The 24,833-nt window shown below is 45.5% G+C and carries 23 protein-coding genes and 1 pseudogene; 4 read left to right on the top strand and 20 right to left on the bottom strand.

The window, feature by feature from the left end:
• Positions 1-40: 40 nt before the first annotated feature.
• From malS to spo0F, 10 genes are all read right to left on the bottom strand, one after another.
• Complete coding sequence (malS, locus tag V6D41_RS08835; RefSeq protein WP_187441503.1) at positions 41-1,738, bottom strand: oxaloacetate-decarboxylating malate dehydrogenase; 1,698 nt, start codon at positions 1,736-1,738, stop codon at positions 41-43.
• A 287-nt stretch (positions 1,739-2,025) separates the two neighbouring features.
• The gene (locus V6D41_RS08830; RefSeq protein WP_333517953.1) at positions 2,026-2,613 is read right to left on the bottom strand and encodes a thymidine kinase; all 588 of its coding nucleotides are present in this window, start codon (positions 2,611-2,613) and stop codon (positions 2,026-2,028) included.
• Positions 2,614-2,698: 85 nt separating this feature from the next.
• On the bottom strand, positions 2,699-2,899 hold the full coding sequence (gene rpmE / locus V6D41_RS08825) for a 50S ribosomal protein L31 (protein ID WP_003151132.1): 201 nt from the start codon (positions 2,897-2,899) through the stop codon (positions 2,699-2,701).
• A 118-nt stretch (positions 2,900-3,017) separates the two neighbouring features.
• Entirely contained in the window at positions 3,018-4,301 is a 1,284-nt protein-coding gene (rho, locus tag V6D41_RS08820; protein ID WP_010328939.1) for a transcription termination factor Rho, read from the bottom strand.
• A 30-nt stretch (positions 4,302-4,331) separates the two neighbouring features.
• Entirely contained in the window at positions 4,332-4,493 is a 162-nt protein-coding gene (locus V6D41_RS08815; RefSeq protein WP_141113417.1) for a hypothetical protein, read from the bottom strand.
• A gap of 213 nt (positions 4,494-4,706) precedes the next feature.
• Complete coding sequence (gene glpX, locus V6D41_RS08810; protein ID WP_148962502.1) at positions 4,707-5,672, bottom strand: class II fructose-bisphosphatase; 966 nt, start codon at positions 5,670-5,672, stop codon at positions 4,707-4,709.
• A gap of 30 nt (positions 5,673-5,702) precedes the next feature.
• Positions 5,703-6,992, bottom strand: coding sequence for a UDP-N-acetylglucosamine 1-carboxyvinyltransferase (locus V6D41_RS08805; RefSeq protein ID WP_333517952.1), 1,290 nt, complete (start codon positions 6,990-6,992; stop codon positions 5,703-5,705).
• A 376-nt stretch (positions 6,993-7,368) separates the two neighbouring features.
• On the bottom strand, positions 7,369-8,007 hold the full coding sequence (gene fsa, locus V6D41_RS08800) for a fructose-6-phosphate aldolase (RefSeq protein ID WP_333517951.1): 639 nt from the start codon (positions 8,005-8,007) through the stop codon (positions 7,369-7,371).
• A gap of 118 nt (positions 8,008-8,125) precedes the next feature.
• Complete coding sequence (locus V6D41_RS08795) at positions 8,126-8,983, bottom strand: class II fructose-bisphosphate aldolase (protein WP_087992717.1); 858 nt, start codon at positions 8,981-8,983, stop codon at positions 8,126-8,128.
• Between the two features lie 178 nt (positions 8,984-9,161).
• Entirely contained in the window at positions 9,162-9,536 is a 375-nt protein-coding gene (gene spo0F, locus V6D41_RS08790) for a sporulation initiation phosphotransferase Spo0F (RefSeq protein ID WP_003227621.1), read from the bottom strand.
• 165 nt (positions 9,537-9,701) lie between these two features.
• On the opposite strand from spo0F, the gene V6D41_RS08785 reads away from it, so the two are divergent.
• The gene (locus tag V6D41_RS08785; RefSeq protein ID WP_148962500.1) at positions 9,702-10,223 is read left to right on the top strand and encodes a DUF2529 domain-containing protein; all 522 of its coding nucleotides are present in this window, start codon (positions 9,702-9,704) and stop codon (positions 10,221-10,223) included.
• Between the two features lie 83 nt (positions 10,224-10,306).
• Here the strand turns inward: V6D41_RS08785 and pyrG are convergent, their stop codons facing one another.
• The 4 genes from pyrG to V6D41_RS08765 all read right to left on the bottom strand — a co-directional run bounded on the left by pyrG (position 10,307) and on the right by V6D41_RS08765 (position 16,116).
• Positions 10,307-11,914 (bottom strand): glutamine hydrolyzing CTP synthase, encoded by a 1,608-nt coding sequence (gene pyrG / locus V6D41_RS08780; protein WP_333517950.1) that lies wholly within the window; start codon positions 11,912-11,914, stop codon positions 10,307-10,309.
• 238 nt (positions 11,915-12,152) lie between these two features.
• On the bottom strand, positions 12,153-12,680 hold the full coding sequence (gene rpoE / locus V6D41_RS08775; protein ID WP_148962498.1) for a DNA-directed RNA polymerase subunit delta: 528 nt from the start codon (positions 12,678-12,680) through the stop codon (positions 12,153-12,155).
• Positions 12,681-12,862: 182 nt separating this feature from the next.
• Positions 12,863-14,002 carry an acyl-CoA dehydrogenase gene (locus tag V6D41_RS08770; protein WP_333517949.1) on the bottom strand — a complete coding sequence of 380 codons (1,140 nt, stop codon included), beginning with the start codon at positions 14,000-14,002 and terminating at the stop codon, positions 12,863-12,865.
• Positions 13,999-16,116 (bottom strand): heterodisulfide reductase-related iron-sulfur binding cluster, encoded by a 2,118-nt coding sequence (locus V6D41_RS08765; RefSeq protein WP_333517948.1) that lies wholly within the window; start codon positions 16,114-16,116, stop codon positions 13,999-14,001. Before V6D41_RS08765 ends, V6D41_RS08770 begins: the two co-directional genes overlap by 4 nt.
• Positions 16,117-16,270: 154 nt before the next feature.
• Between V6D41_RS08765 and cls (V6D41_RS08760) the strand changes: the two genes are divergently transcribed.
• The 3 genes from cls (V6D41_RS08760) (at position 16,271) to V6D41_RS08750 (ending at position 18,794) form a co-directional block, all read left to right on the top strand.
• Positions 16,271-17,467: a cardiolipin synthase gene (cls, locus tag V6D41_RS08760; RefSeq protein WP_148962495.1), complete on the top strand. Its 1,197-nt coding sequence runs from the start codon at positions 16,271-16,273 to the stop codon at positions 17,465-17,467.
• 12 nt (positions 17,468-17,479) lie between these two features.
• Positions 17,480-18,442 (top strand): UV DNA damage repair endonuclease UvsE, encoded by a 963-nt coding sequence (gene uvsE, locus V6D41_RS08755; RefSeq protein ID WP_333517947.1) that lies wholly within the window; start codon positions 17,480-17,482, stop codon positions 18,440-18,442.
• Positions 18,443-18,521: 79 nt separating this feature from the next.
• Positions 18,522-18,794, top strand: a complete 273-nt coding sequence (locus V6D41_RS08750; RefSeq protein ID WP_333517946.1) for a hypothetical protein — start codon at positions 18,522-18,524, stop codon at positions 18,792-18,794.
• Positions 18,795-19,004: 210 nt separating this feature from the next.
• On the opposite strand, the pseudogene V6D41_RS08745 reads toward V6D41_RS08750, so the two are convergent.
• From V6D41_RS08745 to narJ, 6 genes and pseudogenes are all read right to left on the bottom strand, one after another.
• Positions 19,005-19,418, bottom strand: a pseudogene (locus V6D41_RS08745) (dihydrofolate reductase family protein); the annotation flags it as partial.
• A gap of 9 nt (positions 19,419-19,427) precedes the next feature.
• On the bottom strand, positions 19,428-21,155 hold the full coding sequence (locus tag V6D41_RS08740; protein WP_333517945.1) for an ABC transporter ATP-binding protein: 1,728 nt from the start codon (positions 21,153-21,155) through the stop codon (positions 19,428-19,430).
• Positions 21,156-21,242: 87 nt separating this feature from the next.
• Entirely contained in the window at positions 21,243-22,745 is a 1,503-nt protein-coding gene (gene cls / locus V6D41_RS08735) for a cardiolipin synthase (protein ID WP_333517944.1), read from the bottom strand.
• 91 nt (positions 22,746-22,836) lie between these two features.
• The gene (locus V6D41_RS08730; protein WP_333517943.1) at positions 22,837-23,466 is read right to left on the bottom strand and encodes a YitT family protein; all 630 of its coding nucleotides are present in this window, start codon (positions 23,464-23,466) and stop codon (positions 22,837-22,839) included.
• A 137-nt stretch (positions 23,467-23,603) separates the two neighbouring features.
• Positions 23,604-24,275, bottom strand: coding sequence for a respiratory nitrate reductase subunit gamma (narI, locus tag V6D41_RS08725; RefSeq protein WP_333517942.1), 672 nt, complete (start codon positions 24,273-24,275; stop codon positions 23,604-23,606).
• Complete coding sequence (gene narJ / locus V6D41_RS08720) at positions 24,272-24,826, bottom strand: nitrate reductase molybdenum cofactor assembly chaperone (protein ID WP_333517941.1); 555 nt, start codon at positions 24,824-24,826, stop codon at positions 24,272-24,274. Before narJ ends, narI begins: the two co-directional genes overlap by 4 nt.
• Positions 24,827-24,833: the final 7 nt, after the last annotated feature.

Below are 24,833 nucleotides of genomic sequence, written 5' to 3'. Positions count from 1 at the left end.
TCCAAAAAGCTTTCCCTCGGACGATGTATTTAATCGCTAATTATTTTGCGATGACTTTTTTGTATTCCGGTGTCCACATTGCATCAAGAACCGCTTGTTTCACATCTTCAGGCTGACGATTTGCTACGCCTTCTTTAATAGCTGCTTCAGCAACGGCAATCGCAACTTGAATAGAAACTTCTTGAAGCTTATCAATGCTTGGAAGCAATCCTGCTCCAGGTGTTTCAAAATCAACCATTTCAGCAATCGCATCAGCAGTTGCAGCAAACATAGCAGGCGTAATCACACGCGCTTCAGCTACAATTGAACCAAGTCCAAGACCAGGGAACGCAAATGCGTTGTTAGATTGTCCGATTTCATAAGAAACACCGTTGTATTCCACATTTTCAAACGGGCTTCCTGTTGCTACAAGCACTTTTCCGTCAGTCCATTTGAATAGATCTTCAGGAGTCGCTTCCGCAAGGTGAGTCGGGTTTGACATCGGCATGATCACCGGACGGTCTACGTGAGATGCCATTTCTTTTATAATTTCCTCTGTAAACGCGCCTGATACGCCTGAAGTACCGATTAAGATCGTTGGTTTCGCTTGGCGAACCACTTCATCGAATGGGATTTGGCCTTTTTCATCGCGTTTCCAATCTTTCACTTCATCTACACTGCGAAGGTAAGGTTTTTGGAAATCAAGGATGCCTTCGATTTCTTCAGTCAGCAAGCCTCTGTAATCAATTGTGCAGAAGCGTTTGTTCGCTTCTTCTTCAGATAATCCCGCAAGCACCATTGTGTCACGGATTTGGTCGGCGATTCCGATACCTGCGGAACCTGCACCGAAGACAACAACACGCTGGTCTTTAATAGATGCGCCTGTTTTCTTCATAGCAGCAAGCACACCAGCAAGTGTAATCGCGCCTGTACCTTGAATATCATCGTTGAATGTCAGAATGTCGTTGTTGTATTTCTTCATGATATTACGCGCGTTCTTATTACCAAAGTCTTCCCAGTGAAGAAGTGCTTTAGGGAAGAATTTCAGCGCAGCTTTTACATACGCATCAACGAATTCTTCATAACGTTCATCTGAAATACGCTCATGATGGTTACCGATATATAAAGGATCATTTAAAAGTTTTTCGTTGTTCGTACCGACATCAAGCACAACCGGGATAACACGGCTTGGGTCAATACCAGCTGCTGCAGTGTAAACAGCCAATTTACCGATCGCGATGTTAATACCGCCTACACCCCAGTCACCGATTCCGAGGATGCTTTCAGAGTCAGTTGCAACGATAAGATCAATATCACCTGCTGTCGCATGAAGGTTTTCAAAAGCTTTTTCAATACCCTCAATATTGTCGATTGACAAGTAGATACCTTGAGGTCTTCTGTACTCATGGCTGTATTCTTGAATCGCTTCGCCGACTGTCGGTGTGTATACAACAGGAAGCATTTCGCGAAGATGGTTTTTCAGCAATTTATAGAAAAGAACTTCGTTACGGTTTGCCAAATCATTTAAGTAAACATTTTGACGAAGGCGGTCTGGCTGAGCTTTAAACTGCTCATATGCGCGTTTTGCTTGTTGATCTAGAGAAAGTACAGTTGGCGGAAGAAGTCCTTCTAAACCAAGTTCTTGTCTTTCCTCTAATGAGAAAGCAACACCTTTATTTAAAGTAGGAATAGATAAAACTTCTTTTCCTCTAAGAGTTGTTTCTAAATGGCCTTCCTTCGTTTTTTTTATGTTATTCAAGCAAATCTCCTTCTTTCTTGAAATAGTTAACAAAGTTAAGTAATAACCCACCTTGAAAATCCGATCATGATCTTTATGCGACTTTATGACAATTATTCGAACAATGTCTAAAAACTATTTACATTACGTAAGCTATTGTATGCCTGTGAAAATCAAAATTCAAGGGAAGAAAATTACTTAATTTTTTAATACACTTAATTAAATTTTTTAATTAATTATTATCAGAATATAAAAAAAACACCGGTGTTTTTAGCCGGTGTTTTCTATCTTTATACCCATGCTTCGGGCTATTTTTTAGATTTCCCTGGAACTTCGTGATGATGTCTGCATCTCGCTTCATACGATTCGGATGCGCCCACCAAAATGACCGGATCATCGTAGGAAACAGGTTTGCCGTCAATCAGGCGCTGCGTTCTGCTCGCGGGCGATCCGCAGACGGAACAGACGGCTTGCAGCTTCGTTACACTTTCCGCAATCGCCATAATATCCGGGACGACGCCGAACGGCTCTCCTCTAAAATCCATATCAAGACCCGCTGCAATCACACGGTATCCTTTATCGGCAAGGGATGATAAAGCCTCCACAATTGCCTGGTCGAAAAACTGCACTTCATCAACCGCAATCACATCCGTACGCTCACTGATATGATCCCAAATATCTGCAGCCGAAGAAATGACATAGCTCTTCATGGATGTTCCATTATGGGAGACAACAGCATCTTCGCTGTATCGATTATCAATCACAGGCTTAAATACCCTGACTTCCTGCTTGGCGTAAGTCGCTCTCTTCACTCTTCTGATCAGCTCTTCAGATTTCCCCGAGAACATGCTGCCGCAAATCAGCTCAAGCCAACCGCTTTGTTTCATTATGTACATAGGCTCTGTTCCCCTCTTTCTGCCAGCTGTGTTTTAGACAATATAAAAAACAGGCAAGACTGCTTGCCTGTTGAAAAATCTATTATTACTTAAGACCGTATTTTTTGTTAAAGCGATCAACACGACCATCAGCAGAAGCGAATTTTTGGCGGCCAGTGTAGAATGGGTGGCACTCAGAGCAAATCTCAACGCGTACCTCTTCTTTTACTGAGCCTGTTTCAAATTCATTTCCACAAGCGCATTTAACTGTTGCTTTTTTGAAATTAGGATGAATTCCTGCCTTCATTGTATCCATCTCCTTCCGCCCTGAATCCAGTGTGGAAACAGAGTTATTATTTCGGAGCATTGTCCGAAACGCATATAAGAAAATTATATCAGTGATTTACTTCTTTTGCAAATACTATTTACCTTCTTGCAGATGATAGATTTGCCTGTTTCCATTCTTGATTGAGAATGTCGAAAAATTCTTGGTTTGTTTTGGTTTTTTTCATTTTTCTCATGAATTTTTCCGCAAAATCAGGTGAATCAGACATCGTTTTGCGGATCGACCATAAACGATCAAGATGCTCTTTAGGCACAAGTAGCTCTTCCTTTCGCGTTCCTGAACGGCGGATATCGATGGCCGGGAAAATGCGGCGCTCGGCCAAAGAGCGGTCAAGGTGAAGCTCCATGTTGCCTGTTCCCTTGAATTCTTCATAAATAACATCATCCATACGTGAGCCTGTATCGACAAGAGCCGTAGCAAGGATAGTTAAGCTTCCGCCCTCTTCGATATTTCTCGCAGCCCCGAAGAAGCGTTTCGGACGGTGGAACGCCGCAGGGTCAATTCCCCCGGAAAGCGTTCTTCCGCTTGGCGGAATCACTAAGTTGTAAGCCCGGGCAAGGCGTGTGATGCTGTCCATAAGAATGATAACATCTTTTTTGTGTTCTACAAGACGCATCGCGCGCTCAAGCACAAGCTCGGCCACTTTGATATGGTTTTCCGGCACTTCATCAAACGTTGAACTGACGACATCCCCAGCCACAGAACGCTCGATATCAGTTACTTCTTCCGGTCTTTCGTCAATCAAAAGCACGATGAGCTCTGCTTCTGGCTGGTTCGCTGTAATACTGTTGGCAATTTCCTTCAGCAGCATCGTTTTTCCGGCTTTTGGCGGTGCAACAATCAAACCGCGCTGTCCAAATCCGACCGGCGCCATCATATCCATAATTCTTGTAGACAAGAAGTTAGGTTTTGTTTCTAGCACCATTTGACGGTCTGGATAAAGAGGTGTAAGAGCCGGGAAATGCACACGCTCTTTTGCAGATTCGGGATCATCCCCGTTTACTGCTTCAACGTGCAAAAGTCCATAGTAACGTTCATTTTCTTTTGGCGGACGAACCTTGCCTGATACTTTGTCTCCGTTTCGCAAATCGAAACGGCGGATTTGAGAAGCTGAGATGTAAATGTCTTCTGAGCTTGGAGAGTAGTTGATCGGTCTCAGGAAGCCGAAACCTTCAGACTGGATGATCTCAAGAACGCCTTCCATAAACAGCAGATCTTCCTGTTCTGCATTTGCTTTCAGAATGGCGAAAATGAGTTCTTTTTTTGTCAGTTTGCTGTAATAGGAGATTTTATAATGTCTTGCAAGTTCATAAAGCTCTTTCAATTTCATATTTTCCAAAGAGGAAATAGATACGTTTTTCATAAAAACACCACGCTTTTCATAGTCAATATCTTACTCTGTACATATAACCTGCTGCTTTTGCACAACATCCGCCAAAGCACATTCTTTTTTTAACATAAAGGAACTTCTATCGGTAACACTTCCACCCATGATCGGCGCTTTTGTTAAAAGGATTGTCTTAATGAGTTTTGAAGGAAGCGAGGACAAAAACATGAGAAGATCAATACTTATATCGTCTGTATGCGGTAGAAATTAAAACTTTCCTAGTGCTTAAAAGAAGGAATTACGCAGTAAAATTCGCAGCACTCTTTATTTTTACCTTATTTCAGAAAATTATTCAACTGAAATAAGGTTTTGACACTGAATTGATAGAGTTGACTCTTTTTTGCAAAAGAAAAGCAGGCTCACACCCGCTTTTTCTGTTTGTTATGGACGGATTACAAGATTTGGTTTCTTTTTCAAGCTGTGTCTGCCGTCAACAAAACGGACAGTGCCTGATTTTGCACGGATCACTATGCTTTCAGTTGTGCCGACAGAACCTTTAAATTGAACACCTTTTAACAGCTCGCCGTCAGTTACGCCGGTAGCTGCAAAAATCGCGTCATCACCCTTCACAAGGTCTTCCATACGAAGGACTTTGCTTAAATCAAGGCCCATCTTGTGACAGCGCGTGATTTCTTCTTCATTTTGCGGAAGGAGTTTACCAATTATTTCTCCGCCCAGCGCTTTTAGCGCAACAGCAGAAAGCACACCCTCAGGAGCTCCGCCTGATCCGAACAGGATGTCAACGCCCGTGTGGTCGAAAGCCGTATTGATGGCGCCTGCGACATCGCCATCATTGATCAATTTGATTCTGGCGCCTGCCTCACGAAGCTCAGAAATAATTTTCGCGTGTCTTTCACGGTTTAAGATAGTGGCAACAACGTCCTCAACGTCCTTGTTTTTCGCTTTTGCCACCGCTTTAAGGTTATCAATGGCAGGTGCTTCGATGTCAATGCAGCCCACCGCTTCCGGGCCGACTGCGATTTTTTCCATATACATGTCAGGGGCGTTCAGAAGCGTGCCGTGGTCTGCGACCGCAATAACCGTCAGCGCGTTCCAGCCGCCGCTTGCCACGATGTTTGTGCCTTCAAGAGGGTCAACTGCAACATCCACGCGCGGACCGTACCCGTTTCCGAGTTTTTCCCCGATATAAAGCATCGGCGCTTCGTCCATTTCCCCTTCACCGATCACAACGGTTCCTTTCATCGGAACTGTATCAAAAACATCTCTCATTGCGCTTGTTGCCGCTTCATCAGCCTCGTCTTTTTTTCCCCGGCCCATCCATCTTGCAGATGCCAATGCCGCAGCTTCGGTCACACGTACCAATTCCATTGATAAACTTCTTTCCATTTCAACACGATCTCCTCTCACAAGAAACCATTATGAATTTTGAAGCTGTTCTATTTCTTCGTCAGTCATTCTTTCACGCCAGATTGTCGCTCCAAGCCCCTCAAGCTTCTTCTCAAGGGTGCTGTATCCGCGGTCAATGTGCTCCAGGCCCGTAATTTCCGTGACGCCGTCAGCCATCAGGCCGGCTACCACCAGACAGGCTCCGGCACGCAGGTCGCTCGCCTTCACTTTTGCGCCTTGAAGTTCGACAGGACCTGTGATGATGGCAGATCTGCCTTCTACTTTCATATTGGCACCCATCCGTCTCAGCTCATCAATGTGCTTGAATCTTGCCGAGTAAATGGTGTCCGTTACGACGCTTGTCCCTTTTGCTCTTGTCAGGAGCGCCGTCATCGGCTGCTGCAAATCAGTCGGAAAGCCCGGATATACGAGGGTTTTGACATCAACCGGCTTTAAGTGCTTCTGCCCGCTGACAATGAGAAGCTGGTCATCGCTTGTTTCAATATGATAGCCCATTTCTCTCAGCTTTGCTGTTAACGACTCCAGATGAGTGGGAATCACATTATCGATCATGACTTCCTTGCCCATTGCAGCAGCCGCAATCATAAATGTACCTGCCTCAATTCTGTCCGGAATGATTGTGTGTTTGCAGCCGTGCAGTTCTTTCACACCGTCGATTCGGATCACATTGGTTCCCGCACCTTTGATTTTGGCGCCCATGCTCGTAAGCAGTGTCGCAACATCAATGATCTCAGGTTCCTTCGCAGCGTTTTCGATGAGCGTTTTCCCTTCTGCCAAGACAGCGGCAAGCATAATGTTAATGGTTGCCCCTACACTCACGACATCTAAATAAATGCGTGCGCCTCTCAGCCTTTCAGCACGCAAATAAATGGCGCCTTGTTCATTGGTCACTTCAGCTCCAAGCGCTTCAAAGCCTTTGATATGCTGATCAATCGGCCTGGGGCCTAAGTGGCAGCCGCCGGGCAATCCGATGACGGCCTGCTTGAAGCGGCCGAGCATCGCCCCCATTAAATAATAAGACGCGCGAAGCTTTTTTACTTTTCCGTTAGGAAGCGGCATGCTGATCATCGACGTGGGGTCAACAACCATCTCCCCATTCTCGAAATGCACGTTGCCGCCGATTTCCTTTAACAGGTCACGCAGCGTTTCAATATCTGAAATCTCTGGAAGCCCTTCAATTGTCACCTCGGAATTTGCCAAAATGGTTGCAGGTATTAATGCAACAGCACTATTTTTAGCGCCGCTGATATGTACTGTACCGTTTAACGAGTCACCGCCGGCAATATTCAACTTTTCCATGATAGTCTCCTTCCATAAGAAGATAGCTGCGGAGCTAAATAAAATGTCATTTTATTCTGTCTCTGCAAATAAAGCTCATGTCCAAAATCTAGCCAATTCGAAGAGAAAGAATACAACACATTGTAAAATATCAGGAAGAAAATAGCGAAGCTTTGCGGGGCACAGGTTTCGAAAATGCACAGAGACCCGCCGGCTTGAGAAACAACGTCGTCATCCGGCAAAAGCAGTACGCAAACACTTCATTCCGATATCAGCTTCTGCAGCCCAATGATTCCTTCTCTGTAAAGCGGCGTCAGCATCTGAAGGTCCGCTGTATCAGGACGGTGAAAAACAAAGGCCGCGGCAAACAGGCATAAGCTGTTTGCCGCCCTTTGAATTATTTATTCCAGTCTGCCAGGAATTGTTCAATTCCTTTGTCTGTTAACGGATGCTTAGTGAGTGAATGAATGACTTTCAGCGGCATGGTGCCGATATGAGCCCCTCTTAGAGCGGCTTCTGTCACGTGCTGCGGATGGCGGATTGACGCCGCAATGATTTCCGTGTCAAGACCGTGAATGTCAAAAATCTGCTTGACTTCTGAAATCAGGTCAAGTCCGTTGTGGCCGATGTCATCTAAACGTCCCAGGAAAGGAGATACATACGTTGCCCCTGCTCTGGCAGCAAGAAGCGCCTGGTTTGCATTGAAGATCAATGTGACATTTGTTTTGATGCCTAATTCAGTAAGTGCTCTTACCGCTTTTAGACCGTCGGACGTCATCGGGATTTTCACCGTGATGTTCGGAGCGATTTTCGCCAGTTCTTTTCCTTCCTCGATCATCTCTTCAGCTTTTAAAGAAATAACCTCAGCGCTTACAGAACCTTTCACGACGGCTGTAATCTCGCGAAGACGGTCGTGGAATGATACGTTAGCTTCTTTTGCTACTAAACTAGGGTTCGTCGTTACACCGGCAAGAATTCCTAATTCATTCGCTTCTCTAATTTCATCGATATTGGCTGTATCAATAAAAAATAACATGTTCAAAAAGCCTCCTTGAGTAAGAATTTTTCTGAATTGCGAATATGATTGCGCTTTCTAAAGATAGACGGAAAACCGCCTGTCAAGCTGTCAGGCGGCTATAAAAGTTCCAATTAAATTAAGCTTGGTTTGAAGAACCAAATTCACGCATTTTACCGATAACTGTTTCTTTAATCGCTTCACGAGCAGGTCCAAGGTATTTACGAGGATCGTATTCGTTAGGCTTAGCTGCCAATGTATCGCGAACAGCTTTTGCAGAAGAAATTTGGTTTTCAGTATTTACGTTGATTTTAGCTGTACCAAGTGAAATTGATTTTTTGATGTCAGCAGTCGGAATTCCAGTACCGCCGTGAAGAACTAATGGCAGACCAGTTGTTTTGCCGATAGCTTCCATTTCCTTGAAACCAAGGTTTGGTTCGCCTTTGTAAGGGCCGTGAACAGAACCTAATGCAGGTGCAAGGCAGTCGATGCCAGTACGCTCAACAAGTTCTTGGCACTCTTTAGGGTCAGCGTAGATTACGCCTTCAGCGATAACGTCATCTTCTTGCCCGCCGACTGTTCCAAGCTCAGCTTCTACAGATACCCCGTGGAAATGAGCAAGCTCAACAACTTTAGAAGTTGTTTCAACGTTTTCTTCAAATGGATGGTGAGAAGCGTCGATCATGACAGATGTGAAACCTGCATGAATCGCTTTCGCACAAGATTCAAAGCTTGAACCGTGGTCTAAGTGAATCGCAACAGGAACTGTCACTTTGTACTCTTCCATAAGTGCTTTTACCATAGCTACGACTGTTTTGAAGCCGCCCATGTAGCGTCCCGCACCTTCGGAAACACCAAGGATCACTGGAGATTTTTCTTCTTCAGCTGCTTGTAAAATCGCTTGAGTAAACTCAAGGTTGTTTAAGTTAAATTGTCCTACAGCGTACCCTTTTTCTTTAGCTGTATTCAACATTTCCGTCATAGAAACTAAAGGCATGTCGAATGTCCTCCTTATGTAGCCTGATTGTCTTCTAGCGAAAAAAGCTTTCCACCCTAGCATGACCCATATATTGCTGTCATATGTAAATACTCAGATCGCTTTTTCTCCATAACTAGAATACCAACTTTTCGACAAATGGGCAACACAATGACATCATTCATTTGTATCTTCTTTGTTAATTAGACTTCAGGGGCAGATATTTTTTCACGGCATCTCTGATTTCATCGATATCAAAAGGCTTCGCAAAATGCGTCAAAGCGCCCAGTTCCTTTGATTCCTGGATCATGTCGAGTTCTCCGTATGCCGTCATGATGATCACCCGAATGTTTTCGTCAATGACCTTCATCCGTTTTAAAATTTCAATTCCGTCCATGCCGGGAATTTTCATGTCCAGAAGCACAAGGTCGGGCCGTTCTTTTGTCACGATGTCAAGCGCCTGCAGGCCGTTTGCAGCCTGAAACGTCTGGTAGCCTTCTTTATTGAATACTTCGTTAAGCAAAATACGTATGCCGTATTGATCATCAACGATTAAAATTTTTTCATTCATCATTTTACACCCCAATATTATGATTTTCGTCAAAAGTAAGCAGTAGTGTATGTATTCTGTTTGATTTTCCTATTTCCTTTAATTATAATAGTCTACTTTACGACATTTTCTGAGCATTTTCTCTTTTGTTGTATAATGATATTGTACGTTATAAAGGAGGATTCACTTATGTTGAAAATATTTACGACGCAGTTAACAGGTATTTTTTCCCGCATTCAGGATAAGGAATCTGACGCGATTGAAGATGGGGCACGGCTGCTTGCTCAAGCGGTGATCAGCGGGCATTCCATATATATATACGGAGCAAATGAGCTTCAGGGCGTCTTATATGAGGCTGCCGAAAGCACAGAGCCGCTGCCTTCCGTCAAACCCTTTCCAGAAAGCGCTGATGAAGTGACAGAAAGCGACAGGGTGCTGATGTTTTGCTCAGGGGCGGGCACTGCCGAAGAGCAGGCGCTCGCGAAAGAGCTTTATGAAAAGGGTGCGGGAGTCGTATGCGTATCGCCGGCAGCTAAAGACAGCGCGGGAATTGAACAATATTGTGATGTGCATATTGATTCTAAATTAAAAATGCCGCTCGTTCCCGATGAAAACGGCACCCGTTACGGATTTCCCTCTTTAATGACGGCACTGTATGTCTACCATGCTTTATCGTTTACATTAAAAGAAATTTTGCAAGAGTATGCATAATACCTTATTGTACATGCTGTATCTTGCCGGAAACAAATAAAAAAGACTTGCCCGCTTTTTGACAAAACGGCAAGTCTTTTTTATTACTTCTGATTTGCAGCTTCGACAGACGCTCCGATAAAGCCTTTGAATAGAGGCTGAGGTCTTGTCGGTCTTGATTTGAACTCTGGGTGGAACTGAGAAGCCACGAACCAAGGGTGGTCTTTCAGCTCGATGATTTCAACAAGGCGTCCGTCAGGGCTTGTGCCTGAGAAAACGAAGCCTTGTTCTTCCATTTGCTGTCTGAATTCGTTGTTGAATTCATAGCGGTGACGGTGGCGCTCGTACACCACTTCATCCTGATACACTTCAAAGGCTTTTGTGCCTTCTTCAAGCTTACAAGGGTAAAGGCCGAGACGAAGCGTTCCGCCGAGATCCTCAACATCCTTCTGTTCAGGTAGAAGGTCGATGATCGGGTATTGAGTTGACGGATCAATTTCAGCTGAGTGAGCGCCTTTTAAGCCCAATACGTTTCGTGCGTATTCAATAGACGCAACCTGCATGCCCAGGCAAATGCCCAAGAACGGAATGTTGTTTTCGCGCGCGTATTTTGTTGCGACAATTTTGCCTTCAACACCGCGGTCTCCGAATCCGCCCGGCACGATGATGCCGTCCGTTCCGCTTGTAAGCTCTTCAATGTTGCTTTCTGTTACTTCTTCAGCGTTGATCCATTTCACTTTTACATCTGTGTCGAACGCATAGCCCGCATGGCGGAGTGATTCAACGACAGAGATGTACGCGTCAGGCAGCTCAACGTATTTACCGACAAGGCCGATCGTGATCGCTTGAGACAGATTGCTGACCTTGTTAACAAGCTCTTTCCACTCGGACATTTCCGCTTCTTTGCATTCCAATCGCATGTGCTCGCAAACAAGCTTATCAAGCCCTTGTTTTTGAAGCTCAAGCGGAATGGAGTAAAGGTTGTCCGCATCCTCACACTCGATAACAGCTTTTGTATCAATGTCGCAGAATAGCGCGATTTTATCTTTCATATCTTGAGAAATCGGCATTTCTGTACGAACGACGATGATGTTTGGCTGAATGCCCAAGCTGCGCAATTCTTTTACACTGTGCTGTGTCGGTTTTGTTTTTAACTCGCCCGCAGCTTTAATGTAAGGTACAAGCGTACAGTGGATGTACATGACATTTTCACGGCCGATATCGCTCTTCATTTGGCGGATCGCTTCAAGGAATGGCAGTGATTCGATGTCCCCGACAGTTCCGCCGATTTCTGTAATAACGACATCTGCGTTTGTTTCTTTCCCCGCGCGGTAAACACGGTCTTTCAGCTCATTTGTGATGTGCGGGATAACTTGTACAGTTCCGCCAAGGTAGTCTCCGCGTCGTTCTTTTTTAAGAACTGTTGAATAAATTTTACCTGTTGTCACATTGCTGAATTTATTCAGGTTAATATCGATAAAACGCTCATAGTGACCAAGGTCCAGATCTGTTTCAGCGCCGTCATCCGTTACGAATACTTCACCGTGCTGATACGGGCTCATTGTTCCTGGGTCGACATTGATGTATGGATCGAATTTTTGAATTGTCACGTTCATTCCGCGGTTTTTCAGCAAACGTCCTAATGAAGCTGCTACAATACCCTTTCCAAGTGAGGATACGACTCCCCCTGTTACAAAAATATATTTCGTCATTTCGTTTGCTCCTCTCTTCGCTCTTGGCTACATTTTTAAAATGTACTGTTTTATAGAAAATCATTTAGCCTTTTAAATGATTTATTAAGAAAAATGAGGGGTGAAAATAAGAAAGCTCCCTTTCAATTTCTTGAAAGGGAGCATAAACGCACTATGTTCTCTCTTCGTTTTTGAAGAGCCCAAAATACATACTACATAGTTCGACTTTGAAAGTCAAGATTGTTTTAAAGATGAGCTTTTACGATTTGAGATCCTTATCGTCGTCTTCTTCTTCGTCTTCTTCATCTTCATCAACCAGGTCTTCTTCGATCTCAAGTTCGTCGTCGTCTTCATCAAGATCTTCATCGTCAAAATCATCGGTATCAAGATCAAGTTGTTCCTCGACTTCATCCAAATCAATGTCGTCTTCGTCGATCTCTTCAAACTCGTCAAGATCAAGATCTTCTTCGACTGCTTTCTTCGCTTTTTTCTTTTTCGCTTTTACGGTCGGCTGCGTTTCTTCGTCAAGCTGATCATACGGATACCAGCTGCGAAGCCCCCAAGTCTGGTCAGAAAGCGCGAGGAAGCGGCCGTCAATGTTTAAATCTGTATAAAATTGAGCGATGCGGTCTCCAAGCTCTTCTTTTGTCACGCCGAGCAAAGATGCAATTTCATTTAAAAGCTCCTGAAAAGGAACTGGTTTTTTATGTTCTTCAAATAATTCGTGAGCGATTTCGACTAAAGCCATTTCCTTTAGCTCTTCCTGTGAATATTGTTTGATACCCAAGGTCGGACACTCCCTTTCTATTACTTATATGTATCTGTTTTATCAATAATGAAAGCGTTTTTGTATCGTTCTTATACAAACCATACCTCTCATTATAAACAAAATAAAACAGAATATGCTACCCTTAACAGCGTTAATTTAAATAATTTTACAAGAGTGATCCGCCTGACAGATGTTTTGCTTCAATCCGCGAGCATTCTGGAGATGACCAGTCTTTGAATTTCTTGAGTGCCTTCATAGATTTGCGTGATTTTCGCATCACGCATATAACGTTCAACCGGATAATCCTTTGTATAGCCGTAGCCGCCGAAGATCTGTACGGCTTCGGTCGTCACCTTCATCGCCGTATCCCCCGCCAGCAGTTTGGACATGGCGGAAGCTTTTCCATATGGAAGGCCTGACGATTCAAGCCACGCCGCCTGATAGGTCAATAGCCTTGAAGCTTCTGTCATTGTAGCCATATCCGCGAGTTTAAAAGCGATGCCCTGATGCTCGGCGATCGATTTACCGAATTGCTTTCTCTCTTTTGCATATTGAACCGAGGCATCAAGCGCCCCCTGAGCTATGCCTACGGCTTGAGCGGCAATGCCGTTTCTGCCTCCGTCAAGCGTCTTCATGGCGATTTTGAAGCCTTCCCCTTCTTCTCCAAGACGGTTTGCTGCGGGCACAACACAATCTTCGAATGTGATTTCCGTTGTCGTAGACGAACGGATGCCCATTTTCTTTTCTTTCTTGCCTGCAGAAAATCCTTCAAAATCCTTTTCTACAATAAAAGCGGAGATGCCTTTTTTCTTTTTCACGGCATCCGTGACTGCAAAAACAATGTAAATATCCGCTATCCCGCCGTTTGTAATAAACACTTTGGAGCCATTTAACACATAGTCATCACCGATTCGTTCAGCAGTTGTTTTCATGCCGCCGGCGTCAGAACCGGACCCCGCTTCAGTCAAAGCGAAAGCGCCGATCTTCTCTCCGAGGGCCAGCTGTGTTAAGTGCTCTGCCTTCTGTTCTTCCGTCCCAAAGGCAAAGATCGGCCAGCTGCAAAGAGAGATATGGGCGGAAAGCGTCACACCAGTGGAGGCGCACACTTTTGACAGCTCCTCCACCGCGATGATGTAGGCCAGATAGTCACTTCCGATTCCTCCGTATTCTTCAGGCCATGGAATTCCCGTCAGCCCTAAATGCGCCATCTCCCGAAACAGCTCGCGATCGAAGCGTTCTTGTTCGTCGCGTTCTGCGGCTGACGGGGCCACCTCATGCTTCGCAAAATCGCGCACCAATTTCCTTATCATCTCGTGTTCTTCTGACAATGAAAAATTCATTGCTTCTCCCCCATTTTCATATCAGCGCCTAAGACAGATTGGGCCAGAAGCTCTGCGACATCATACGTTTTGACCCGGTCTTCGGCTTCTTTGGCCTTTGTGCCGTCCCCAAGCATCGTGAGACAGTACGGACAGCCGGAGCTGATCACCGATGGGGTGACCGCGAGCGCTTGCTCTGTCCTGGCGACGTTAATCCTGTTGCCCGTTTCTTCCTCCATCCACATTAATCCTCCGCCGGCGCCGCAGCACATGCCGGTTTCCCGGTTTCTCTCCATTTCAATCAGCTGCACGCCCGGAATGGCTTTCAAAATCTCCCTCGGCGGATCATAGACTTCGTTGTACCGTCCCAAGTAGCACGAATCATGGAAGGTAATCACCTCTTGAAGAGGATGCTGCGGTTTTAATTTCCCGTTCTTCACCAGATCAGCCAATACTTCTGTATGATGAAAAACCTCGCCTTCAAAGCCGAAATCCGGATATTCATTTTTAAATAAATTGTATGCGTGCGGGTCAATCGTAACGATTTTTTTAACATGATTTTTTTCAAATTCAGAGATATTCTTTTCAGCCAGCTCTTGGAATAAAAATTCATTTCCGAGGCGGCGCGGCGTATCCCCTGAATTTTTTTCTTTATTGCCGAGGATCGCGAAGGACACACCCGCGTGATTGAGCAGCTTAGCAAAGGAGACCGCGATTTTCTGGCTTCTGTTGTCGTAAGACCCCATGGAACCGACCCAGAAAAGGTACTCAAATTCCTTTCCCTCTTTTTTCATTTCTTTTACAGTCGGAATCTCGGTATCCGGCGCCGCGTCACGCCAATTTTCACGTTCCTTGCGGTTGAGTCCCCACGGATTTCCCTGCCGCTCGATACTGGTCATAGCGCGCTGTGCGTCACTGTCCATTTTCCCTTCTGTCAGCACAAGGTAGCGGCGGAGGTCGATGATTTTATCCACATGTTCGTTCATGACCGGGCATTGATCCTCACAGTTTCTGCAAGTCGTGCACGCCCAAATTTCTTCCTCTGTGATGACGTCGCCGATCAAGCTCGGATGGTATTCAAGCGCGGCGGCGGCTTCCTGTGATCCGCTTCCTGATGAGGCCGCCGCCAGCTGATTGCCTTTCGTGTGCCGGAATGCTGCCGCGGGCACCCATGGCGAGCGTGAGGTGACGGCGGCGCCTTTTTCTGTGAGATGATCCCTGAGACGCAAAATCAAGTCCATCGGCGACAGCATTTTTCCGGTGCCTGTTGCCGGACACATATTGGTACAGCGGCCGCACTCAACACACGCGTACAGATCAAGCAGCTGGGACTGCCTGAAATCTTCAATTTTTCCCGCGCCGTAGCTTTCTTTCGTTTCATCGGTAAAATCGATTTTTTCAAGCTTTCCGGCAGATTCCATCCTATTGAAAAAGACATTGGCAGGGCCGGCGATTAAATGGGCATGCTTTGACTGCGGCACATATACCAAAAAGCTCAGCAAAAATAGAAGATGCATCCACCATGCGATATAGAAAATCACCGCCGCCCCTGTTTCTCCGACTCCGCCAAGCAAAAACGCAATACCTGATGCAATCGGCTCGCTCGATGAAAGCCCATGCCCATGCCAGATCAGATTCATCCCATTTCCAAGCAGAACCGTCAGCATTAATCCTCCGATAAAAATAAGAACAAGTCCTGCTTTGAAGCCGCGTTTCAGCCTGACGAGTTTTTCAATATAACGTCTGTAGAATGCCCAGACCACAGCGATTAAAATGAGAAACGTAACGATTTCCTGAAAAAAGGTGAAGGCGGGATAGACAGGGCCAAGCGGCAGATTCCGATCGGGAGCCAGTCCTTTAATAATAAAGTCAATTGCTCCGAACTGAACCAATATAAACCCGTAGAAAAACATGACATGAATGATTCCGCTTTTCTTGTCCTTCAGCAGTTTTTTCTGTCCGAATACATTCACCCATATGGCGCGAAGCCGTTCCCTGATCCGTTTATCAAAATGTTCTTTCTGCCCGAGTCTGATGTAGGCCAGTCTCGTTTTAACCAAGTAGACAAACAAATAAACAGCGTAAGCGGTTACAACCAGAAATAACAATGCATTTGCGATGAGAAAGCCGCTCATTCCAATTCCCCCTTTTTACTGATAAAGACCGCGATCCCCTACCTCCGAATCTGTATAAGATTATCTTTATGATAAATAATGAATGAGTGTTCAGTCAATAATTAAATTCCCGCTGTTAGGGCACACTACCCTTACTACAGAAAGGAGTGCCGGGATGAAGATATTTTTCGTGATTCTTATCATTGGCATTATACTATTGGCTTTCATACTGCTTGATATCTTCATGGGGCGTGCCGTTTACAAAAAAAATGCGTACGAGCCTGTTTTTTCAAAAAAGAAGAGTGATATCGAATTGATCCACTGCGGTGCTGATCTTGTGGAACGGATGATGAAAGATATCAGCCAGGCCGCTTCCTCTGTTCACGTGATGTTTTTTATTATGAAAAACGATGAGGTCAGCCACAATATGTTTACGCTGCTGAAAACAAAAGCCCAAGCCGGTGTTTCAGTTTATTTGCTGCTGGACTGGTCCGGCTGCCAAAAAATCAAAAAACCGGCGCTGGAGACGATGAAAAATGCCGGGGTGCATGTGCATTTTCTGAACAAACCTCGTTTCCCTTTTTTCTTTTTTCATATGCAGAAACGGAATCACCGGAAAATCGCTGTGATAGACGGAAAAATCGGTTATATCGGCGGGTTTAACATCGCTGAGGAATACCTTGGAAAGAAGGCGAAGTTCGGCAATTGGGAGGATTATCATCTGCGTATGAAAGGAGAAGGGGTGCATGATCTTCAAACGCTTTTTGCTTCCGATCTGAAACGAAATACCGGAATCGAACTTGGCACGGATGTTTGCCCGGATCTTCCGCAAGGGAATATCTCTCATAAGATTTATGCGACTGACGGTTATTCTCTTGAAAAAACGTATTTGGCAAATATCGCGCAGGCAAAAAAACGCATTACCATTTGCACACCTTATTATATTCCGACAAAACCGCTTCAGCAGGCCTTGGTCAAAGCCAGAAAAAACGGTGCGGCCGTTACGATCATCGTGCCGATGAAATCAGATCATCCGCTGGTCCGAGAAGCAGCTTATACCTATTATTCGGAGCTCTTGGATGCCGGCTGTCTGATCTACCGTTTTTATCAGGGGTTTTATCATGTGAAAGCCCTGATCATTGACGATCATTTCAGTATCATCGGAACCGCCAATTTTGATCAGCGAAGCTTTTTTTTAAATGAAGAAGTGAATGTTGAAATCGATAATGAGGCATTTACAAAAGAAGTCTATGCCACGATTGAAGAGGATATGAAAAGGTCGGAGCTGCTGACAAAGGACAATTTCAAAAAGCGCACATTCAGGCAGCGTCCGGCGGAATGGCTTGGCAGAGCATTATCTTATTTTTTATAAAGGAGAGTTCCTATGATTTTCAGATTTGGGTTCGTTTCAAACGCGATGAGCCTTTGGGATGCGTCTCCCGCTAAAACACTGACATTCGCGCGTTATTCCAAGCTTGCAAAGGATGAAAGAAAAGAAGCCCTGCTGTCCGTGACAAAAGCCAATTTACAAAATACACTGAGAACCCTTCACTATATCATCGGCCACAGCATTCCTTTGTACCGTTTTTCCAGTTCGATTGTGCCGCTGGCCACGCATCCCGATGTCATGTGGGATTTTGTAACACCGTTTCAAAAAGAGTTTCGGGAGATCGGAGAGCTTGTCAAAACACATCATCTGCGAACAAGCTTCCATCCAAACCAATTCACTCTGTTCACGAGCCCGAAGGAAAACGTCACAAAAAATGCGGTAACCGATATGGCCTATCACTACCGCATGCTTGATGCCATGGGCATTGCTGATCGCTCTGTTATCAACATTCATATCGGCGGCGCTTACGGAAATAAAGACACCGCCACTGCACAATTTCATCAAAATATAAAGCATCTGCCAAAGGAGATCAAACAGCGGATGACGCTTGAGAATGATGATAAAACATATACGACGGAAGAAACGCTTCAGGTTTGCGAACAAGAAGATGTTCCGTTCGTCTTTGACTTTCATCATTTTTACGCCAATCCAGATGATCACGCCGACCTAAATGAAGCACTGCCACGGATGATCAAGACGTGGGAACGGATCGGACTGCAGCCGAAAGTTCACCTGTCCTCTCCAAAATCGGAGCAAGCCATACGCAGCCATGCTGATTATGTTGACGCCAACTTCTTGCTGCCGCTCTTGGAACGCTTCAGGCAATGGGGGACCAATATTGATTTTATGATTGAAGCAAAACAGAAAGACAAAGCGCTTCTCCGCCTGATGGATGAATTAAGCTCCATCCGCGGCGTCAAACGCATCGGAGGCGGCACACTGCAATGGAAATCATAAATGTGCATTATCAGGTTTAAGGTTCGTCCGCCCTGGGAACATACGCTATATAAGACAACAATGATGGAGGAGAAAGAACATGAAAAATATCAAGTCTCTAAAAGTAGCCGCACAGGCATTTACTTTAAGAAATTTGATTCATCTGTATAAAATGTGCCATTCCGGAAGCCACGAGGTTTATATTTATTCAAAGAAAACGATGTGCAAAATCAAAAGCTTAATTGAGCTTGAGACGTTCCGTATGGCTCATGATGAAAAGGAATATCTCATTGTAGTGGAAGGAACAAAAGCGTCCCAGCTGGTTGAAAAGTTTAAAAATATCATCGAGCCTGCTGAAAGAGAAGCGCTCTGACTTACATATAAAAAGGATAGACATGTTGTCTATCCTTCAAATTGTTGACAAAATCCTAAAACAGTTTTCGTTTTAGGATTTTGTCATCTTTTCAGCGTGATTGAAAACCCTTGAAGTCTAGGAAAGGAGAGCATCGGAGCACAGCGAATGTTGAAATTCGTGAGCACCGAAGCGCAGCCTTGACAACGAATGCGAGGGTTTGTCGAAACGCTGAACCGCCTGTCCAAATTGTTTCAGCCCTTTTAATCGCGGTTTTTTTTCATTCGTTAGCTCGTGAAACAGCGGAATGCCGCTCCCTAAAACGACTGGAATCATGGTAATGATGAATTCATCGATAGCGGCTTCTTTCATAAAGGCATTCACCAGCTCTGCCTCGCCGGCTATCCAGATGTTTAAGCCTTTCCTGTTTCAAACGGTCAGTGAAGGCCTTGGCTTCCTCATTGATAAACGTCACGTGTTCATATGTGCTCCGGCCTAAGATGACGGTAGCAACAGTCTGATAAAACGCGCTGTATCCGTTATCGCTTCACCTTCAAATTCATCTAGCCAATCGATGCTTCCATCTTCTCTTGCGATCATCCCATCCAATGATACAGCAATGTACAGCACATTTTTTCGATCCATATTCTTCTCCTATTGCTGAACCATTTCTCCGAATTGCGCCTGATGCAGCCTGCTGTAAAGACCGCCGGCTTCAATCAGGTCATGATGGCGCCCTTGCTCTTCAATTCCGTTCTTTGTGACAACCACAATTCTGTCCGCGTCTTTAATTGTCGCCAGCCTGTGAGCGATGACGAGCGTGGTGCGCCCCTCGGACAATTCTTGCAGCGCCTTTTGGATCGCCGCTTCTGTTTCTGTATCAAGGGCCGAGGTTGCTTCGTCGAGAATCAGGATCGACGGATTTTTCAAGAACATCCGCGCAATTGACAGACGCTGCTTTTGCCCGCCGGAAAGCTTCACGCCCCTTTCGCCGATGATGGTATCCAATCCATCCGGCATGCTATGGACGAGCTCTTCCAGATGCGCCTGCCTCACAGCCTGCCAAATGTCTTCTTCTGATGCGTCTAATCGGCCGTAGGCGATATTTTCTCTAAGCGTGCCAGAGAACAAAAAAACGTCCTGCTGCACGACGCCAATTTGCCCGCGCAGCGAAGACAGCGTCATGTCTTTAATACTGATGCCGTCGATCGTAATGTTGCCCTCCGATGCTTCATAAAAGCGCGGAAGCAGACTGCAAAGCGTTGATTTCCCCGCACCTGACGGACCGACGAACGCAACTGTTTCCCCCGCTTGAATGGATAGGTTTATGTTATCGAAAACACTGTGATGGTCGTCATAGCCAAACGAAACATGTTCATAGCGGATATTGCCCCCCAGAGCGGAAACTTCTCTCGCATCAGGGGAATCCTGAATATCCGGCTCTGTCTCCATCAGTTCCATATAGCTTTTAAAACCGGCGATTCCCCTTGGATACATTTCGATAATAGCGTTAATTTTGTCAATAGGCCTGAACAGCACATTCGTCAGGAGCACAAACGCCACGAATTCCCCGTACGATAAGGAGCCGCGAATGACAAACCATGTTCCGCACAAAAGGACAAACAATGTGACAAACCGAGTCAGCATGTAGCTGATTGAACCGTTTTTCGCCATGATTTTGTATGAGGAAAGCTTTGTGATACGGAAACGCTGATTGTTGACGGCGAAGCGTTCTTTTTCAAACGCTTCATTGCCGAACGCCTGCACGAGCCGGATGCCGCCGATATTATTTTCCACACGCGCGCTGAAGGCTCCGATATCTTTGTTCAGCGCGGTAAACGCTTTGGTCATTTTTTTGTTGAAATAAAGCGCGAGCCATATGACAATCGGCATGATGATAAACGTTAGTAATGCCAGCTGCCAGTTAATAAACAGCATCACCCCGAACGCCCCGAGAATGGTCATGATGGCAATGAATAAATCTTCCGGGCCGTGATGGGCAACTTCGCCGATGTACATTAAATCGTTCGTCAGCTTCGACATGAGCGTTCCCGTCTTGTTGTTGTCGTAAAATTTGAATGAGAGCTTTTGCAGATGGTCAAAAAGCGATTTTCTCATATCGGTCTCGATATTGATCCCGAGCATATGCCCCCAGTATGTCACGATATACTGGAGAGCCGAGCTGAGCGCGTACACCGCAAATAAGCCGATTGAAGTCGCGATGATTAGGCCCCAGTCCCTGCCCGGAAGCAAGGTATCAATAAAATAATTGACGATCAAAGGAAAACTCAGCTCCATTAAGCCTCCCGCGATCGCCGAAAAAAAGTCGAGAAAGAACAACGTTTTATATGGTTTATAGTATGAAAAAAATTGCCGCAGCACCCTATCTTCCTCCAATGCATAAATAACTGATAACTTTTCTCAATTATACTATACACTGTCTGTATTTAAAGATCAGATTTCTTTTTCTTACAGAACGCCTGAAAATAGACGGGCAAAGGATTCTTTTGTCCGGTCGGTCACCCCTCTTTTGTAAAAGGCGACAGGGGTGAGTTTTTCACTGTCCAGCATATCCTCTTCAAAATGGTCTTCAAGGGTGCGTATCGCTTCGGCATCCGTGAAGAACACGTTCACTTCAAAGTTGAGCTGGAAGCTGCGCATGTCCATATTCGCTGTGCCGACCGAGGCGAGATCGCCATCAACAATCATCACCTTTTGATGCATAAAGCCTTTTTGGTAGGAGTACACTTCAATGCCCTCAAGAAGCAGCTCCGGGAAATAGGATCTCGACGCGTATTGCGTCAAAAAGCTGTCGTTCGTCTCCGGCACCATGACCCTTACTTCTACTCCTTTTGTCGCCGCTGCTTTCAGCGCCGTGCGAATGGACTCATTCGGGACAAAATAAGGCGTGGCGATCCAGATTGATTTCTGGGCTGAAGTAATCATTTCATAATAGAGGTCGCTCATGCTTTCCTTCATGTCAGGGCCTGTCGCGACAATTTGATATATACCACCTCCCTCCACGGGAACCGGCGTATTGTACTCCTCTTGATCTATTAACACTTCATCGGAGACGTATTCCCAATCCAGCATAAAGATGGCGTGAAGCGTTTGCACAATTTCTCCTTCCAGCCGGAGGTGAGTGTCTCTCCAAAACCCGATATACGGATCTTTGCTGATATATTCCTTTCCGACATTTAATCCGCCCACAAAACTGATTTTTCCGTCGATGACCACAATTTTCCGGTGATTTCTGAAATTCAATTTCTGGTTGAAAAACCCGTATTTCAGCGGAGAAAACGGAACGATGTCCACTCCCGCTTGTTTCATTTTCATGATATCTCTTCTTGCCAGCTTGATGCTTCCTGCGGCGTCGTATAAAAACCGCACCTCGACACCCTGACGCGCTTTTTCCATCATAATGTCCATCATGCCGCGGCCGAGCATGTCCGACTTGAACATGTAGTATTCAATATGTATATAAGATTCCGCTTTCCGCATCGCTTTGAAAATATCGGGAAAGGTTTCTTCGCCGTTTTTCAGCACTTTGATATCGCTTTTCGTATTGATATTCATATGGGCAGCCCTGATGGAATACGTAAAGAACCTTTCCTGATTGTCTTTAAGACCTGTCACTTCAGGCGTTTCCTCCCTGTCAAACAGCTTCCTGAGCTTTTCCCGGTTGTACATTCGTTTTGTTTTAAAAAGCTTTCCCTTCACATAAAGCTGTCCGGAAAACAGATAAAACATGTAGCCGATGATTGGAAAAAAGACGAGAATGTGGATCCATAACAGCGTGTGCTGCGAGGTGCGGTTTTCAAGAATTAACGAATAGATGCTAAACAAAATAATACTTACATAGCAAAGCAATCCTCCGTAAAACTCAAGCCTGGAAACCGGAAAAAACCATATGACATATGCCCCGATGAGCATGATATATAAAAAGAAAAATTCCAGTCTCCTTTTCAGCATCCTCACTCTCTCCAATCTGATTCGATTACCTCCGTATTACCTCTTTTTTCTAGTCTGTAAACCTTTAGCCCCTCCGCAAGAAGCGGAAGGCTTATGATGAGGCTTCCTGAGATTGGCCGGGTGTGATGTTCCGGAGTAATCCGGGCTTGAGTGAATAGCTGCTTTTGATTTTATTTTTGAAGAAGCCGACGATCAAACCCGTCGCCGCAATCGACACTATAGAGAAGAGGCCTTCCAGCAATCCAACGGAGAAAATGCCGGCCAGCACTACGCCGAAATCGAAGAGAAAATTAACTGTACCCGGATTCCATCCGTAGCGCTTTTGCAGAAATAAAGCGAGGATATTGGCACCCCCGAGCGATGCCTGATGATAAAACATGAGCGACAAGCCAAACCCGATCAGCGTCCCGCCGCAAATCGCCCCGGCAAGCGGTGAAAATGAGACAGACGGCAGCCAATGATCCGCGCTTGTAAACAGAGTCAGCGCTGTGACTGCAAATACAGTGGATAAGGTGAATTTGATGCCCATTCTGATGAGAGAAAATACATAAAACGGAATATTGACCAGAAAGAAGATCATGGCAAACGAGGAATGAAACAAGTATGACAGACTTAGTGACAATCCGGCTGTGCCGCCGGTTAATACGTGAGAATGTCTGAGTGTCAGGACTCCGGCGCTTGTCATAAGACAAGCAGTTAAAATGAGTAAAATTCGTTTCATTCTTCACTCTCCTTTTTAGATGATGTCATTTTCACCTACAAACATAACAGGATACCCGGCCGCCCAGCCATTACCTTGGCAGAAAATATCTTATGTTTTTATGTTTTCAAAAAATCCCCCTCTTGCAAGGGGGATTTTCACGAGCGTTTCCGATACACGACATAGCTTCGTGTCAGATATTTGAGCGGGAGACTGAACACGTGAACCAGTCTCGTAAACGGCCACAGGATAAAAACGACGTATCCGATTATGATATGAAGCTTAAACCATAGCGGGACATTCTCCATCAAAGAGGCGTCAGCCCTGAACAAAAAGATCTCCCTGAACCACGGTCCGACTGTTGTCCGGTAGTCAAATCCTTTCGAATCAATGTTGAGAAATGTGGCGGCAAGACCCGACAGCATCATAAACAGCAGCAGAATAAGCGTAAGGATATCCGATGGCGAGCTCGTTTTGCGGATTCTTTTGTCAAACAGCCTTCTGTACGTCAGGATGAAAAGTCCGGTACATGCCGCGATTCCGGCAGGCAGGCCCGCGCCAATCGCCATTTTGTGATACACATGCTCTGAAATGCCAATGGAAGCGTACACGGCTTCCGGGATCAGAATGCCCATGACATGCCCGCCGATAACGCACAGCATGCCCCAGTGAAAAAGGGTGCTGCCTGCCGCAAGTTTTTTCTTTTCTAACAGCTCGCTTGATTTCGCCGTCCAGCCAAATTGGTCATGCTGATAGCGGTAAATATGACCGCCGATGAAGATCGTCATGACAATGTATGGCATCACGCCCCACAGGATCTGCCCGCTCATGGCTGAACAGCCCCTTCAACGCCTTCACGTACGCCGATGTTTTCCAGCGCGGCCAGCAGCACGTGCAGCAGCTCCGCATAGATACTGTCATTTTTTTCGAGGCGGGATGCCAGCTCCCTCACATTGGACAAATATTTTTCAAACACGCTATTCGCAGCTTCAATCTCCGCAACCGCGGCAAATTCCAGCATAAGCGGGAGATAATCAGGCAGCTCTTTGTCTGTCGGCAGGAAACCGGATTGCTGGTAGGTGTTTTTTAAATGCAGCAATTCAATACCGCGTTCCCTTTGCTCGCCTGAGTTAAAGTAGGTGACGTACATATTCGTTTTTTTCCCGAAGTCGAACGTATAGACATAGTGTTCAATTAGCGCTTCATGAGAAAAGCTGGCTGACGCCTCGAAAAAGTGCAGCAGCATCTCCCGGATTTTCCGGTTGCCGATTTCATGGGTAAGAGCCTTCCAATCGGGAAGCTCGGCTCTCCACTCTTCGTCTGGATAAGACAGAAGACAGGAAAGAGCGGAGAACGTGATTTGCCGGTCTGTGGTGTTCATCTTGTTA

The organism is Bacillus sp. 0102A, from assembly GCF_036765155.1.
Lineage (GTDB): Bacteria > Bacillota > Bacilli > Bacillales > Bacillaceae > Bacillus > Bacillus subtilis_G.
Note: the sequence above shows the minus strand (reverse complement) of the source record. Positions and strands in the feature narration are given on the sequence as shown.